Genomic DNA, 14,361 nt, shown 5'->3' on the forward strand with positions numbered 1-14,361 from the left:
TCCGTCCCCGATGTGGACAAGGGGGTGAAAAGGGCAGTCTGAGGTCATGAACGAAATCTCGCGTAGCGAAGAGCTGTCGCTCTCCGGCGCCGCTCTGCGTGGTGCCCCTTGGAAGGCCGCCGCGATCGGCGGCGGTGCCATCTCCCTCGCCAGCTTCGGCATGGGCGCCATCACCGGCGACGCCGACCTGACGTGGGCGCTCAGCCTGGGCATCAGCCTGTTCACGCTGATCGCCGCCATCGGCGCCGTGTCCAAGCCCGACGTGGGAGACAGGACGACCAGGCAGGCGCGGCTGTGGGCGCTCAAGCACCCGTGGAAGTTCGCGCTGCTGCCCGCGGGCGTGACCGCCGTGCTCTCCTACCCGGTGCAGCTCGTGCTCGACGGCGAGGGCGTCTTCGGCGCGGCCTGGGACGCGATGTGGCACGGCGCGCTGGTCTACCTCATCGTCGGGATCATCGGGGTCACGATGAAGGGACGAGCGCGATCTTCCCAGTGACCCGGCGACCGATCAGATCGTCCATGGCCCGTCCCGCCTCGGCGAGCGGCCTGACCTCCGGCGCCACGGGATCGATCTGCGGCATCGCGAGAAGCTCGTCGAGGAGCGCCCTGTTGGCCAGGCCGTTCGCCATCGACCACGCGCCCCAGTCCACGCCCACGACCGACCTGTTGCGCAGGAGCACCTGGTTGGCGGGGAGCCTCGGGATGCCGGCGGCGAACCCCACGACCAGCAGGCGGCCGCCCTCGCGCAGCGCGCGGAGCGCCTGCTCGGACAGCTCTCCGCCCACCGGGTCGAGCGCGACGTCCACACCCCACGCCCTGGCGGCGTCCTTCAGACCCTCGTAGCCGACGACCTCGTCGGCCCCGGCCCGCACGGCCAGCTTGCGCTTGTCCTCACTCGACGCGGCAGCCAGTACGGCGGAGCCGAGCGCCTTGGCCACCTGGATCGCGGCCAGCCCGACCCCGCCTCCCGCGCCGAGCACGAGCACCCGCTCGTTCCGTGTGAGCGCGGCGCGTTCTCTCAGCGCGTAGAGCGCAGTGCAGTAGCTCTGGGCGAACCCGGCCGCCCGCGGCGCGTCCAGCCGGTCAGGCAGGGGTACGGCCTGCGTCTCGTGCACCAGCACCTTCGCGGCGAACCCGCCGAGCCCGCAGAACGCCAGCACCCGCGTGCCGTCGGCCAGCCTGCCCGCGACCTCGCTGCCCGGGATGAAGGGCAGGGGCGGCTTGAGCTGGTAGCCGCCCTGGACCATGAGGCCGTCGACGTAGTTGACGCCAGCGGCCTCCACCTCGACCAGCACCTGCCCAGGACCCGGGACAGGGTCGGGCCTTTCCTGCAGCTGGACGGTTCCCAGCTCCGCGCAGACGATCGCCTTCACCGGCGTTCAGCCGCCTGCTTGAGGTTGCCGAGCGTCTTCTCCATGTTCGCGGTGTTGTGCGAGACGCGGTCCTTGACGTTGGTGGCGAGGCCGCCGACGACGCGCATTAACGCGCCCCTGGTGTCCCACGTCTTCTGCTCGACCAGGCAGCCGTCCTCGGTCGGCGTCAGGTCGAAGCGCCAGATCGCGACGTCGAGGACGCCTCCTGCCCTCACGTGGTAGGCGAAGGTGCGGCCGGAGTCGGCCGCGGTGACGGTGCACCGGGTGGACCAGCGGCGCGAGCCGTTGCGGTTGGAGCCGCGGAACCTCGCACCTGGCCTGGCCTCCTTGACCGGACCGACCCAGCCTGCTCTCTCGCACTCGGCGTTCCAGGCGCCGAGGTTGGCCAGGTCGGTGATCAGCTCGTAGACCCGCTCGGGGGGAGCGGCGATCTCGATCTTCGCGGACGCGCTCGGTTCGGTCATGGCGCCAGCTTGCCTTCTAGAACATCATTCGGGCAAGGGGGTGTTCTGGCGCTCCGCCTGGCTGCGGCAGACGCAGAACTCGTTGCCCTCGGGGTCTTTCAGGGTGACCCAGCCGGTGCCGTCGGGGTTGCGGTGGTCCTCGTGGAGCGTGGCGCCGAGCTCCAGGAGCCGCTCCACCTCCTGGTCGCGGGTGCGGCCCTCGGTGCCGTTGACGTCGAGGTGCACGCGGTTCTTGCCGCTCTTGGCGTCGGGGACGCGGATGAAGAGGAGGAAGAGGTTGTCATAGGGGAGCTGGACGATCACTTCGTCGTCGCCTGGCTTGTCGTCCGCGCCCATGGGGAGGCCGGTGGCGTTGCTCCACCAGGTGGCGAGCTCGAAGGGGTCGGCGCAGTCGATGGTCACGGCGTGGATCTCAATCATGAGCCACACCCAACCCCGACACCACCAACCGGGTCAAGCCGGTTACCCCAAACAATCCCCCACACCCCATCTCACCTCCCACGGGTTGGAGGGAGATGGGGTTAGTGGGAGGCGGTGAGGTTGAGGCCTACTACGCCGATGAGGATGAGGGCGATGCTGGCGATCTTGGGGAGGGAGACGTCGTCGCCCATGGCGATCATGCCGAGCGCCGCCGTACCCACCGCGCCGATGCCCGTCCACACGGCGTAAGCCGTACCGACCTCCAGGGACTTCAGGGCGTAGGAGAGCAGTCCGAAGCTCAGTACGGCGAAGCCCAGGAACGACAGGGCCCACCACAGGTGGGAGAGTCCCTCGCTCATCTTCAGCGAGTAGGCCATCGCGACCTCGAAGAGTCCAGCGATGATGATGACGATCCATGCCATGGCGATCAAGCCCTCCAGACGACGACGAAATACCGCGCGTCGTCTTGGCAAGCCGGGTACGGCGCATCTCGTCCGGGAGCGATCAGCTCACAAGCAACAACTACAAACCCCGAAAAATCATTCCTTGTCCCACCAGATCGTGGCCCACCGATCCCTCGGCACCGGCCACATGCCCAGCTCCATGGCCGTCCGCCCCACCTCGCCCGCCCGCATCGGGTCCAGGCACAACCGGCGGCAGGCGGACAGCGACAGCTCCTCCAGCGACACGAAACGTTCCAGCGGCGCCTCCCGCTCCTCCACCCGCACCCGGTACCCCAGCGCCGCCACCAGCGCCACCACGTCCTCAGCCACCGGCCGCACCGGCCGCCGCACGTCGTGGAAGTGCTCCCACAACGGGTTCAGCCAGCTCATCGGATGCCGGTGCGTGAGCTCCAGCACCACCCGCCGCCGCACGTGCGCGTGCGCCGCCCGCACGAACTCCACCAGGTCGGGAACGTTGTAAACCACGTGCCCCGACACGGCCACGTCGCAGACGGGCACGTCGGCCGCGACGTCCGGCCAGCGCCCCTCGACCAGCGTGACCGGCACGCCGACCTTGCCCGCCCGGTCCTCCAGCCCGGACAACATCCCGGCGGACTCGTCGACCGCGACGACCTCGCCGACGCGGGCGTGCAGAGGCAGGGAGGAAGCTCCCGTGCCGGAACCGAGGTCGAGCAGCGAACCCTTCTCGGGCAGTGCCTCCAGGACCCTGGTCACGGTCGGCCCGCCGTCCGGTTCCGTGAGCGCCCGGTCGGTACGGCTGGCGAATCGGACGGGAGAGTGCGCCCACGGATCGACAGGGGCCTCGGCCAGGATGCGCGCGGGGATCGCCCACGACTCCAGCCTCTCCCGCCACCGGGTTGCGAGCTCTTCGACGTCCATGTAGACGAGCATGCCACGCATAGCGGTGGTTACCCGCGGGTAGCATTACGAGTAAGGTTACTGGCCAGTACTAAAGCCCCCTCGGTTCAAGGAGAGCACCGCCATGGGCCACTACAAGAGCAACGTGCGCGACCTGGAATTCAACCTCTTCGAGGTGTTCGGCCGCCGCGACATCCTGGGCACGGGCCCGTTCTCGGAAGTGGACGAGGACACGGCCCGCTCGATCCTGGAAGAAGTGTCCCGCCTGGCCAGTGGCGTGCTGGCTGACTCCTTCGAGGAGGGGGACCGTACCCCGCCCGTCTTCGACCCGGCCACCAGCACGGTGACCGTCTCCGACGGCGTCAAGAAGTCCTTCAAGGCGATCATGGACGGCGGCTGGGCCCACCTGGACCTGCCCGTCGAGCTGGGCGGCCCCGGCATCCCGCGCACGCTGGCCTGGTCGGCCGCCGAGATGATCCTCGGCGCCAACCCGGCCCTGTACATGTACGCGGCGGGACCCAACTTCGCCTACACCCTGTGGAAGGTCGGCACCCCCGAGCAGAAGCGCTTCGCCGAGATGGCGATCGAGCGCAACTGGGGCGCCACGATGGTGCTGACCGAGCCCGACGCGGGCTCCGACGTCGGCGCCGGTCGCGCGAAGGCGATCCAGCAGCCTGACGGCACCTGGCACATCGAGGGCGTCAAGCGCTTCATCACCAGCGCAGAGCACGACATGTCGGAGAACATCTTCCACCTCGTGCTCGCCCGCCCCGAGGGCCACGGTCCGGGCACCAAGGGCCTGTCGATGTTCCTCGTGCCCAAGTTCCACGTGGACCTGGACAGCGGCGAGCTCGGCGAGCGCAACGGCGTCTACGTCACCAACGTCGAGAAGAAGATGGGTCTCAAGGTCTCCACGACCTGCGAGCTCACCTTCGGCGACAAGCACCCGGCCGTCGGCACGCTGGTCGGCGAGGTGCACGAGGGCATCAAGCAGATGTTCATGGTCATCGAGCACGCCCGCATGATGGTCGGCACCAAGGCCATCGCGACGCTCTCGACCGGCTACCTCAACGCCCTCGAGTACGCCAAGGCCCGCCTGCAGGGCGCCGACCTCACCCGGATGGCCGACAAGAGCGCCCCCCGCGTCCCCATCACCAACCACCCGGACGTACGGCGCGAGCTGATGCTCCAGAAGTCGTACGCCGAGGGCATGCGCGCCCTCGTCCTCTACACCGCGACCTTCCAGGACACCCTGCTGGTGAACCCGGAGGACAAGGACGCGGAGGCGATGAACGACCTGCTGCTGCCGATCGTCAAGGGCGTGGGCTCGGAGCGCTCCTACGAGATGCTCTCCCGCTCGCTGCAGACGCTGGGCGGGTCGGGTTACCTCCAGGACTACCCGATCGAGCAGTACATCCGCGACGCGAAGATCGACTCCCTCTACGAGGGCACGACCGCGATCCAGGGTCTCGACCTGTTCTTCCGCAAGATCCTGCGCAACCAGGGCGCGGCGGTCGGGTCGCTGATGGCCGAGATCAACGCCTTCGCCGCCTCGGACGCCGGGAACGGCAGGCTGAAGCAGGAGCGCAAGCTTCTCGCCGAAGCCGCCGCCGACGTCAAGGCCATGGGCGACGTGATGGCCGGCTGGGCGCTGGGCTCGCTGGAGGCGCCGCGCGACGTGTACAAGGTGGGGCTCAACACCACCAGGTTCCTGCTCGCGCTGGGCGACCTGATCATCGGCTGGCTGCTGCTGCGCCAGGCGGAGATCGCGCTGGACCGCCTGGCCTCCCAGGAGGACGCGTTCTACCAGGGCAAGGTCGCGGGGGCTTCGTTCTTCGCCACGACCGTGCTGCCCAGGCTCGGCGCCGAGCGCCGCATCCTCGAAGCGACCGACCTGAGCCTGATGGACCTCCCGGAGGAGGCCTTCTAGCCACCTGCTCCCGCGGCAGGTAACAGAGCCGCCCGCCCGTTCACCTGACGGGCGGGCGGTTCCGCTATGCGGGCACGCCCACGCGGCCCCGCTCCGCCCAGCGGACCACGCTGGGAGCGGCGGCCCCCGCCAAGACCCGCGAGGCCCACCAGCGGGACCGCGACCATGCCGGTGATGCCCGCGCGCGTCAGCGACCTGGCGCCCTGCGCGGGCGTGTCGACCCCGCGCTGGAACCGCGTCATGAACAGCACCCCCAGGATCCGGCGCCCGGCCAGGGTCGAGCGGTACAACGCCGCCCGTTCCACACCTCGCGGGGCCAGCCGAGGTCAGCAGCTCCTCCAGGAGCGGGCACTCGGCCGCGAAGGACGGGCTCGTCGCCTCGGGCACCTCCGCCGGCCGTACCCGGTCAGAGGTGTGCCGCCCGTCGAGCTCCGCACACCGAGCCCGTACGGCCGCCGCGTCTCCTCCAGTGCCACTCGCTGTACCTCGGCGAACGGGCCTGGCACCCCGCCCAGCGCCGGTTCGCGCCACAGGCGCAGCGCCCTGGCGAGGGTGTCGCGGGCCTGCCGGGCTTCCTGCCCCTCGGCCCGGCGCACCAGCGCGGCGAACTCCTCCGCGTCTGACGCGCAGTCGCCCAGCGCGTAACCCCCACCCGCCGTCGATGAGCTCGTGCGTGGACGCTCGCGTGCCCGGCCGCAGGAGCAGCCCGGCGAGTACCGCGTGCCGCTGCGGTCAGCCCGCGTCCACGGCGGCCCCGTCACAGGTCATCGTCACCGCACCAAGAAGGGTGATGCGCAATTCTATGCAGCTCATAGGCACATATACGTCCCACTAACGATGCGTCAACACCGCTCCCCGAGGCTGGCGCGGAACGGACACACGAGGGGAGGCACGATGACGGAGCCAGATGTGGCCGAGGCAGCCGTGTGGTTGTCGGGCCGGGTGAACCACACGCCGGTGATCAGGTGCGAGGCGCTGGACGAGCTGGCGGGGGCCAGGATCTGGTTGAAGGCGGAGAACCTGCAGCGGGGCGGCTCCTACAAGTACCGCGGTGCGATGCGCGCCGTCGGCAGGGCGGCCGAGACCGGCGCGCCTGGGGTGGTCACGCAGAGCTCGGGCAACCACGGCATCGCCGTCGCCATGGCCGCCTCCGAGCTGGGCCTGCCCGCGGCGGTGGTCCTCCCGTTCGGCGCGGAGCCGGCGAAGGTGGAGCGGATCAAGGCGTGGGGCGCCGAGGCGATCCAGGTGGACGACTCCGTCGAGGGGTGCAGGGCGACGGCCGAGGGCGTGCGTGACGCGCGTGGTTACGCCTTCATCGACGTGCGCGGGGACCACGACGTGATCGCGGGCCAGGGTACGGCGAGCCGGGAGCTGATCGAGGAGGTCGGCGAGCTGGACGCGCTGATCGTCCCGGCGGCCAGCGGGTGCGGCGTGGCGGGGGCCGCGCTCGCCGCCCGGGGCACGGGGATCACGGTCTACGCGGCGGAACCGGCCGCCTGCGGCGCGATGCAGGCCAGCCTGCTCGCCGGGGAGCGGGTGTCGGCCAGCCCGGGGGCGACGATCGCGGACGCGCTGGTGGCGCGCAGGCCGGGCGGCGTGCCGTTCGAGCTGATCAAGGACGTGGTGGCCAGGGCGATCCCGGTGGGTGAGAACGACATCGTCCGCGCGTTCTCCCTGCTGCTGTTCCGGGCCAAGCTGCTGGTCGAACCGGCTGGCGCGGTCGGGCTCGCGGCGGCGCTGGGTGGAACGGTCCATCGGGACGTCGGAGTCGTGCTGACCGGGGGCAATGTGGCGCGCGGCCTGGTGGAGAGGTTGATCTGTCATGGCTGAGCGGTTGCGCGTCGCCGTACTGGCCGGTGGGCCGTCGGCCGAGCACGACGTGTCCCTGATGTCGGCGGCCGCCGTGCTCGCGGCTCTGCCTCTGGACCGGTACGAGCCCCTGCCGATCGTCATCGGCAGGGACGGCTCGTGGGCCTCCGAGCTGCGCGCCGATGTGGTGTTCCCCGTGCTGCACGGGCCGTTCGGCGAGGACGGCACGCTCCAGGGGCACCTGGAGACGCTCGGCCTGCCGTACGTGGGGTGCGGGGTGCTGGCGTCGGCCATTGCGATGGACAAGGTGGCGATGCGCCGCGCGTTCACGGCCGAGGGGCTGCCGGTCACCCCGGCGGTCTCGTTCTCCAGGAACGAGGTCATGGACGTCGGCGGGCTGGACTGGCCGATGTACGTCAAACCGGCCAGCCTGGGCTCCTCCATCGGGATCACCCGCGCCACGACGGTCGCCGAGCTGCACAGCGGCGTCGACCAGGCGTTCGGGCACGGCCGGGTGGTGCTCGTCGAGCAGGGCGTCGACGCGCGCGAGCTGGTCTGCGGCGTGCTCGGCGGCTACGACGCGCCCAGGACGTCGCCGGTCGGCGAGATCAAGGTGGGCGGCGACTGGCTCGACTACGAGACCAAGTACTTCAGCGAGGCCGACAACGTCGCCATCCCGGCCGACCTGCCACCCGAGGTGGCCGACCAGGTGCGCGCGCTGTCGCTGCGCGCCTTCCGCGCGATCGGCGGGTACGGCCTGGCCAGGGTCGACTTCCTCTACGAGCACGGCACGGGACACCTCTACGTGCTGGAGATCAACACCATGCCCGGCTTCACCCCGCGCTCCGTCTACGCCAGGGCCTGGGCGCACGCCGGCCTGCCCTACCCGGAGCTTCTCAGCAGGCTCATCGACCTTGCGCTGGAAAGGAAGAACGCGTGATCCCCATGGCCCTGTCCGAGATCGCCCGGCTGCTCGGCGCCGCGCCCCCGTCGATCGACGCACTGGTCACCGCACCGGCCGCGGTCGACTCGCGCGAGGTCGTGCCAGGCGGCCTGTTCGCGGCCACGGTGGGGGCGCGCGCCGACGGCCACGACTTCGCCGCCAAGGCCGTCGCCGACGGCGCCGTGGCGGTGCTCGGCTCCAGACCGCTGGACGTGCCGTGCGTCGTGGTCGACGACGTCGAGGCCGCGCTGGGGAAGCTGGCGAGCGAGGTGCTCTCGCGCATCGCACCGACGGTGGTGGCGCTGACCGGCTCTGTCGGCAAGACCACGACCAAGGACCTGCTCGCCCAGGTTCTCGAACCTGACGCGCCGACGGTCGCCACCGACCGCTCGTTCAACAACGAGCTCGGCCTGCCGCTCACGGTCCTGCGCGCCGACGCGGCGACCCGCTACCTGGTGCTGGAGATGGGCGCCGGCCGCAAGGGCGACCTCACCTACCTGACCGCCATCGCGCCGCCGAGGATCGGCCTCGTGCTCAACGTCGGCGCGGCCCACCTGACCACGATGGGCGGCGGCCTGGCCGAGGTGGCCGCGGTCAAGGGCGAGCTGGTCGAGGCGCTGCCCACCGACGGCTTCGCGCTGCTCAACGCCGACGACCCGTACGTGATGGGCATGCTCGGCCGCACCAGAGCCCAGATCATCTTGTACGGCACGGCGGCCGGAGCCGAGATCCGCGCCGAGGACGTCGTCCTCGACGCCCGCGCCCGCCCCTCGTTCACCCTGCGCACCCCGTACGGCTCGGCCCGGGTCACGCTCGGCCTGGTCGGCGCGCACCAGGTGGCCAACGCCCTGGCGGCGGCCGCCGCCGCGACGACGCTCGGCCTGCCGCTGGAGGTGATCGCCGCCCGCCTGTCGGGGGCAGCGCGGCGCTCGCCCGGCCGGATGGAGGTGCGCGAGCGGCCGGACGGCGTCACCGTGATCGACGACGCCTACAACGCCAATCCGGAGTCGATGCGCGCTGGGCTGCTGGCGCTGAAGGCGATGGCCGGGGCCCGCCGTACGGTCGCGGTCCTGGGCGAGATGACCGGGCAGGCGAGCCTGGCCCGCGACCGGCACGTGGTGATCGGGCGGCTGGTGGCGGAGCTGGGCATCGACATCCTGATCGCGGTCGGCGAGGCTGGTGCGATCGCCGAGGGAGCCTCGGGGGTGACCGTTCACCGCGTGCCGGACCGCGCGGCGGCGTGCGCCGCGGTCGAGGACCTCGTGCTCCCCGGCGACGTGGTCTTCGTCAAGGCGTCGAGCGAGATCGGTCTCCAGGGAGCGTTATGAAGTCGTACGTGCGTGAGGTCTCCGACGGCGTCCACGCCTACATCCAGCAGAATGGGAGCTGGTGGATCAACAACACCGGGTTCCTGGCCGGGCGGCGCGGGGTCATCGCGATCGACGCCTCCTCCACCGAGCGCAGGACGCGGGCGTTCAAGGACGCCATAGCGGGCGTCACCGACCGTCCGGTCACCACGCTGGTGAACACCCATCACCACGGCGACCACACCTTCGGCAACCATCTGTTCCCCGAGGCGACCATCGTCGGGCACGAGAAGACGCGCGAGCAGGTGCTGGCCGAGGGCATCCCGACCTACCTGGGCCTGGCCTGGTCGCCCGACGTGGAGTGGGGCGCGATGGAGGTGGCGCCGCCGTTCCTCACCTTCACCGACCGGATCGCGCTCTACTCCGACGACCTGCGGTGCGAGGTCGTGCACGTGGGGTTCGCGGCGCACACGACCAACGACTCGTTCGTCTGGATCCCCTCGCGCAAGGTGCTGTTCTCCGGCGACCTGCTGTTCAAGGACGGCACGCCGTTCATGCTGATGGGCTCGATCGCCGGGGCGCTGCGCGCGCTCGACCTGGTGGAGGGGCTCGGGGCGGAGACGATCGTGCCGGGGCACGGCGCGGTGTGCGGGCCCGAGGTGATCGACGAGGTGCGGGGATATCTCCGGTTCGTCCAGGAGGCTGCCGACCGTGGGCGGGCCGCTGGGCTCTCGCCGCTGGAGACGGCGCGCGAGACCGATCTGGGTGCGTACGCGGAGCTGGTCGACCCCGAGCGGCTGGTGGGCAACCTGCACCGCGCCTACGCCGACCTCGACGGGACCGAGGTGGATCTGACCGCGGCGGTGCTCGACATGATCACCTTCAATGGCGGGAACCCGCTGACCTGCCATGCCTGAAGGGTGATCGGGGTATTAGGGTTGCCGTACGCGGTTCTCTCCCCCCGGAGGTCGTCATGGGTGTCGGCGTCAGCATCTTCTTCCTCACGCTCGGCGCCATCCTGAAATTCGCGATCGAGCCCGATGTGTTCGGCGATTCCGTGCACATGGACATCATCGGGCTGATCTTCATGATCGTCGGTGGCATCGGGGTGGTCCTGAGCGTCCTGCTCGCACCCAGGCGGGGAAAGACCTCCGACGACCGTCTCATGCACCGTGAGAACAACCCGCCGGAGGTCTGAGTCCGCCTACCCGACGCTGATCCTGTCGGCGTTGGGTCCGCCGTTGGCGGTGGTGGCCGTCGCTCTGATCTTGTTGACGCCCGCCACGAGATTGACGGTGATCGTCGCGTTGGCCCACGTGTCCCACGTCCCGGTGCTCGGGAAGTCGACCGTGGTGCCGTTGATCGACATCGGGCGGTTGATGGTCGTGCCGTTGGCGTAGCGCAGGGTCACGCTCGCCGGCCCCGCCGTGGCCGCGTTGACGGTCCACTCCACGTAGGAACCGGTCACGTTGTCGTAGTTCACGAAACCGGAACCGGTGTAGCCGGTGTGGTTCGACTCCACCACGCCCTGCGAGATCGTCGCGTCCTCCGCCTGGTAGTCGCTCTGCGGCGGCTGGGCGGTGACCGTGATCTTGTCGGCGTTCGGCCCGCCGTTGGCGGTGGTCGCGGTGGCCCTGATCTTGTTGACGCCGGCCACCAGGTTGACGGTGATCGTCTTGTCCGCCCAGGTGTCCCACGTCCCGGTGCTCGGGAAGTCGACCGTGGTGCCGTTGATCGACATCGGGCGGTTGGTCGTCGTGCCGTTGGCGTAGCGCAGGGTCACGCTCGCCGGGCCCGCCGTCGCCGCGTTGACGGTCCACTCCACGTAGGAACCGGTCACGTTGTCGTAGTTCACGAAACCGGATCCCGTGTAGCCGGTGTGGTTCGACTCCACCACACCCTGCGAGATCGTCGCGTCCTCCGCCTGGTAGACGCCGCTCGTGGGAGCGGGGTCGGTCACCTGGGTCACGGGGGCTGAGGCGTCGGAGGTGTTGCCCGCAGCGTCACGGGCCCTGACGGTGAAGGTGTAGGACGTGTTCGGGGTGAGCCCGGACACGGTCGCGCTGGTGCCGGACACCGAGGGGCCACCGGACACGTCGTAGCCGGTGACGCCCACGTTGTCGGTCGAGGCGTCCCAGGCGAGGGAGACCGACGTCGAGGTCTTGCCGGTGACGCGCAGGTTGGCGGGGATCGACGGCTTCTCGGTGTCCGGCGGTCCGGTGGGCGCGGTCACCGTGGCCACGTTCCATCCGGAGACCCTGACGCCCGCCGCGGCGACGTCGTACGTCAGCGTCTTGGACTCGCCCGGCCACAGGCTGACGGCGTTGTCCGACCACTTCACGGGCAGGACGGGCTTGCCCGCCGCGTCGACGGCGTGCGCGTCGAGGTAGAGGGCGGGCGACTGGCCGGTGTTCTTGATCGTCACGCTGTTGCCGGTGGCCGAGGCGGTGATCGTGGTCTGCGCGACGGTGTTGAGTCCCTTGAGGTTGGCGTACTGGGTGGTCGGCACGTAGTACCAGTCGTTGTTCGCCCAGTCGATCACGTCGTCGGTGGTGGACAGGGCGTAGACGTTGCGGTCGATCTCCTGGCCGTCCTTGAGCAGCGTCAGCCGTACGAGGTAGGTCGAGGTCAGGCCCGAGATCGACGGGATGGTGACCGCGGTCGCCTTGCCGCCGTCTGCGGGGGCGGTGACGGTGGCGGTGTTGGTGTACTTGGAGGTGCCGTCGGTGTTGAAGACGTCGGTCTTCACGGTGAGCGACGCGGCTGCCGTGGTGGAGTTGACCACGACGACCGACTTGTTGTCGTAGGAGTACTGCACGTGCAGCGGCTTGTTCGCCTCGCGCGCGCCCCAGTAGGAGCCGCCCTGGTCGAGGTAGTAGTCGAAGAGTTGCCAGTGCAGCGACGACCAGCCGCTGTTGAGCATCCAGTAGACGACGCCGGTCGAGGGGTTGGTGGCGTCGGTGAAGTTGCGCCCGTAGGCCTCGAACTGCGCGCGCACCGCCTCGTACTGGGCGAGCTGCGCCTTCTTCACGTAGTCATCCAGGTTGGACGGCACGCCGTACCGGCCTCTGAGCGCGTTGTGGTAGATCGTCAGGTTGTTGAACGTCGAGGACGGCGAGCGGTGGTACTGCGTGGCCGACGGGCTCTGCCACAGCGAGTCGATCTGCGCGGGCGTCATCATGCGCTTGAGCGAGTCGAGCGTCGGCACGTCGGGCCCGGCGCTGGTCTCCGAGTTGAACCCGAAAGCGCCGCCCTCGCGCTTGTTGTACCAGTAGTTGGGCGGCACCCAGTCGTACGGCCCGGTCATCTTCATGCCCGAGTTGCCTAGCTGCGGGCTGGCCTTGTCGCTGGCCACGGAGACGACGGGCAGCTGCCACTCGGCCGCGTTGAGCGCGTCGAGATAGGTGGTCTCCTTCTGCGCGGTCGGCGGGTTGTCCGAGCCGATGAGGAAGGAGATCACGCTGGGGTGGTTCCTGAGCCGTACGGCTTCCGCCGTCATGGCCGCCTGCGCGACGGGGTAGTCGGCGCTGGTCCAGCTGCCTTCCCACTTGTTGCAGCACTCCCAGCCCGGCAGGGTCAGCAGGCCGTACCTGTCGGCCAGGTCGTAGAGGTCGTCGGTGTCCAGGTGGCCCTCGACCCGGATGGTGTTGAGCCCGAGGTCCTTGGCGTACTTGACCTTGGCCTCGGTGTAGCCGGGGCGGTCGCGCAGGAAGATGTCCGGCGACCAGCCGCCGCCCTTGATGAGGATCGGCTTGTTGTTGATCTTGTAGTAGCGCTTGCCGCTGGTGTTCCTGCCCGACTCGATCTTGCGCACGCCGAACTTCTGGCTGAGCGCGTCGGTCTCCGTGCCGCCCACGGATGCCGACAGGTCGAGGGTGTAGAGCGGCTGGGCGCCCATGGTGTGCGGCCACCACAGGTCGGGGTTGGCGATCGACTGGCTGAACGTGATCCGCTTGGTCTGGTTGGCGGCCAGCGAGACGTCCTGGCTGAAGGTCTGCGCGCCGATCTTGCCGGTCACCGTGGCGGTCACCGCGCTCGCCGTGTGGTTGCGCACGTCGGCCTTGATGGTCAGATCGGCCTGGTTCAGCGTCGGCAGCGACGTGATCACGTGCGCGTCACGCACCGAGACGGGGCCGCTGCGCCGGATGAGCACGTCGCGGAACATGCCCATGTTGTCGTCGCGCGGCAGCTGCACCCAGTCGATCCAGCCGATCGTCAGCTGGTTGTTCGGGTTGTTCGGCGTGATGCGGAACGCCACCGAGTTCACGCCCGGGTGGACCAGGCTGGTGACGTTGCTCTCCTGCCGGGTGTAGGCGCCGGTCACGGTGACCACCTTGGTGCCGTTCACCCACACGTCCGCGCCGGAGATCACCCCGCTGAAGTCGAGGAACGTCTGCATCCCGGTCTGGGAGTCGAGGGTGAAGTCGGCCCGGTACCACCAGGGCACGTCGAAGTCGGCCGTCGGGATCGACTGCATGTTGGTGGAGTAGAACGGGTCGGGATAGAGGTTGTTCTCCAGCAGCCCGGCGAGCACCGTCGACCGCTTGCCCACCTGGTACCAACCGGTGGCCGCATAGCCGGGCGTCGAGATCACGGCCCCGGTGTCGGAGACCTTGGCCGTGGACTGGATCTTGAATCCGGGGACGACCGCCGCGGGCGCGACGGCGGCGATCGCCCCTCCCCCTGGTATGACCAGGGCTAACGCCAACAACAAGAGCAGGAGACGAGACCGCGACATGGGGCCACCTCGGTGATTGGTTTGTTAATAAACCTTCCTAACAACCAATCGCGAT

The 14,361-nt window shown here is 69.7% G+C and carries 15 protein-coding genes and 1 riboswitch; of the genes, 7 read left to right on the plus strand and 8 right to left on the minus strand.

The genetic code is table 11. The features are described from left to right. Positions 1-46 precede the first annotated feature (46 nt). Entirely contained in the window at positions 47-496 is a 450-nt protein-coding gene (locus tag ACIBG8_RS42305) for a hypothetical protein (RefSeq protein WP_397348894.1), read from the plus strand. Here the strand turns inward: ACIBG8_RS42305 and ACIBG8_RS42310 are convergent. From ACIBG8_RS42310 to ACIBG8_RS42330, 5 genes are all read right to left on the minus strand, one after another. Continuing rightward, positions 462-1,373: an NADPH:quinone oxidoreductase family protein gene (locus ACIBG8_RS42310; protein ID WP_397348895.1), complete on the minus strand. Its 912-nt coding sequence runs from the start codon at positions 1,371-1,373 to the stop codon at positions 462-464. The genes ACIBG8_RS42305 and ACIBG8_RS42310 overlap by 35 nt on opposite strands. Beyond that, positions 1,370-1,837, minus strand: a complete 468-nt coding sequence (locus ACIBG8_RS42315; RefSeq protein WP_397348896.1) for an SRPBCC family protein — start codon at positions 1,835-1,837, stop codon at positions 1,370-1,372. The genes ACIBG8_RS42310 and ACIBG8_RS42315 overlap by 4 nt, the downstream gene beginning before the upstream one ends. Positions 1,838-1,861: 24 nt before the next feature. Beyond that, positions 1,862-2,257 (minus strand): VOC family protein, encoded by a 396-nt coding sequence (locus tag ACIBG8_RS42320; protein ID WP_397348897.1) that lies wholly within the window; start codon positions 2,255-2,257, stop codon positions 1,862-1,864. A 101-nt stretch (positions 2,258-2,358) separates the two neighbouring features. After that, a complete protein-coding gene (locus ACIBG8_RS42325; RefSeq protein ID WP_397348898.1) occupies positions 2,359-2,679 on the minus strand; it encodes a DMT family transporter in 321 nt (106 codons plus the stop codon). Between the two features lie 33 nt (positions 2,680-2,712). Further along, a riboswitch (guanidine-III (ykkC-III) riboswitch) is annotated at positions 2,713-2,775 on the minus strand. A 21-nt stretch (positions 2,776-2,796) separates the two neighbouring features. Then, complete coding sequence (locus tag ACIBG8_RS42330) at positions 2,797-3,600, minus strand: class I SAM-dependent methyltransferase (RefSeq protein WP_397348899.1); 804 nt, start codon at positions 3,598-3,600, stop codon at positions 2,797-2,799. Between the two features lie 103 nt (positions 3,601-3,703). Between ACIBG8_RS42330 and ACIBG8_RS42335 the strand changes: the two genes are divergently transcribed. After that, positions 3,704-5,509 (plus strand): acyl-CoA dehydrogenase, encoded by a 1,806-nt coding sequence (locus tag ACIBG8_RS42335; protein ID WP_397348900.1) that lies wholly within the window; start codon positions 3,704-3,706, stop codon positions 5,507-5,509. Here the strand turns inward: ACIBG8_RS42335 and ACIBG8_RS42340 are convergent. Both ACIBG8_RS42340 and ACIBG8_RS42345 read right to left on the minus strand, forming a co-directional pair. Continuing rightward, a complete protein-coding gene (locus ACIBG8_RS42340) occupies positions 5,506-5,799 on the minus strand; it encodes a hypothetical protein (RefSeq protein WP_397348901.1) in 294 nt (97 codons plus the stop codon). The two genes, ACIBG8_RS42335 and ACIBG8_RS42340, sit on opposite strands and share 4 nt — an antisense overlap. Positions 5,800-5,835: 36 nt before the next feature. After that, positions 5,836-6,270: a BTAD domain-containing putative transcriptional regulator gene (locus ACIBG8_RS42345; protein ID WP_397348902.1), complete on the minus strand. Its 435-nt coding sequence runs from the start codon at positions 6,268-6,270 to the stop codon at positions 5,836-5,838. Between the two features lie 133 nt (positions 6,271-6,403). On the opposite strand from ACIBG8_RS42345, the gene ACIBG8_RS42350 reads away from it, so the two are divergent. From ACIBG8_RS42350 to ACIBG8_RS42370, 5 genes are read left to right on the plus strand one after another with little or no spacing between them, the layout of a single operon-like run. Then, positions 6,404-7,339, plus strand: coding sequence for a threonine/serine dehydratase (locus ACIBG8_RS42350; protein WP_397348903.1), 936 nt, complete (start codon positions 6,404-6,406; stop codon positions 7,337-7,339). Next, entirely contained in the window at positions 7,332-8,258 is a 927-nt protein-coding gene (locus tag ACIBG8_RS42355; protein WP_397348904.1) for a D-alanine--D-alanine ligase family protein, read from the plus strand. Before ACIBG8_RS42350 ends, ACIBG8_RS42355 begins: the two co-directional genes overlap by 8 nt. Positions 8,259-8,263: 5 nt before the next feature. Continuing rightward, positions 8,264-9,589 (plus strand): UDP-N-acetylmuramoyl-tripeptide--D-alanyl-D-alanine ligase, encoded by a 1,326-nt coding sequence (murF, locus tag ACIBG8_RS42360; RefSeq protein ID WP_397349733.1) that lies wholly within the window; start codon positions 8,264-8,266, stop codon positions 9,587-9,589. Then, complete coding sequence (locus ACIBG8_RS42365) at positions 9,586-10,485, plus strand: MBL fold metallo-hydrolase (RefSeq protein ID WP_397348905.1); 900 nt, start codon at positions 9,586-9,588, stop codon at positions 10,483-10,485. The genes murF and ACIBG8_RS42365 overlap by 4 nt, the downstream gene beginning before the upstream one ends. 56 nt (positions 10,486-10,541) lie before the next feature. Continuing rightward, positions 10,542-10,766, plus strand: coding sequence for a DUF6458 family protein (locus ACIBG8_RS42370; protein WP_397348906.1), 225 nt, complete (start codon positions 10,542-10,544; stop codon positions 10,764-10,766). Positions 10,767-10,772: 6 nt separating this feature from the next. Here the strand turns inward: ACIBG8_RS42370 and ACIBG8_RS42375 are convergent, their stop codons facing one another. Then, positions 10,773-14,306, minus strand: coding sequence for a glycosyl hydrolase 2 galactose-binding domain-containing protein (locus tag ACIBG8_RS42375; RefSeq protein ID WP_397348907.1), 3,534 nt, complete (start codon positions 14,304-14,306; stop codon positions 10,773-10,775). Positions 14,307-14,361 lie beyond the last annotated feature (55 nt).

Origin of the sequence: Nonomuraea sp. NPDC050556, from assembly GCF_044457355.1 — a bacterium.
Lineage (GTDB): Bacteria > Actinomycetota > Actinomycetes > Streptosporangiales > Streptosporangiaceae > Nonomuraea.

What these genes read in the sequence shown, in the direction of transcription:
- ACIBG8_RS42305 (WP_397348894.1), top strand. Translation starts at nt 47, where the DNA reads ATGAACGAAATCTCGCGTAGCGAAGAGCTGTCGCTCTCCGGCGCCGCT.
- ACIBG8_RS42315 (WP_397348896.1), bottom strand. Translation starts at nt 1,837, where the DNA reads ATGACCGAACCGAGCGCGTCCGCGAAGATCGAGATCGCCGCTCCCCCC.
- ACIBG8_RS42320 (WP_397348897.1), bottom strand. Translation starts at nt 2,257, where the DNA reads ATGATTGAGATCCACGCCGTGACCATCGACTGCGCCGACCCCTTCGAG.
- ACIBG8_RS42325 (WP_397348898.1), bottom strand. Translation starts at nt 2,679, where the DNA reads ATGGCATGGATCGTCATCATCATCGCTGGACTCTTCGAGGTCGCGATG.
- ACIBG8_RS42330 (WP_397348899.1), bottom strand. Translation starts at nt 3,600, where the DNA reads ATGGACGTCGAAGAGCTCGCAACCCGGTGGCGGGAGAGGCTGGAGTCG.
- ACIBG8_RS42335 (WP_397348900.1), top strand. Translation starts at nt 3,704, where the DNA reads ATGGGCCACTACAAGAGCAACGTGCGCGACCTGGAATTCAACCTCTTC.
- ACIBG8_RS42350 (WP_397348903.1), top strand. Translation starts at nt 6,404, where the DNA reads ATGACGGAGCCAGATGTGGCCGAGGCAGCCGTGTGGTTGTCGGGCCGG.
- ACIBG8_RS42355 (WP_397348904.1), top strand. Translation starts at nt 7,332, where the DNA reads ATGGCTGAGCGGTTGCGCGTCGCCGTACTGGCCGGTGGGCCGTCGGCC.
- murF (WP_397349733.1), top strand. Translation starts at nt 8,264, where the DNA reads ATGGCCCTGTCCGAGATCGCCCGGCTGCTCGGCGCCGCGCCCCCGTCG.
- ACIBG8_RS42365 (WP_397348905.1), top strand. Translation starts at nt 9,586, where the DNA reads ATGAAGTCGTACGTGCGTGAGGTCTCCGACGGCGTCCACGCCTACATC.
- ACIBG8_RS42370 (WP_397348906.1), top strand. Translation starts at nt 10,542, where the DNA reads ATGGGTGTCGGCGTCAGCATCTTCTTCCTCACGCTCGGCGCCATCCTG.
- ACIBG8_RS42375 (WP_397348907.1), bottom strand. Translation starts at nt 14,306, where the DNA reads ATGTCGCGGTCTCGTCTCCTGCTCTTGTTGTTGGCGTTAGCCCTGGTC.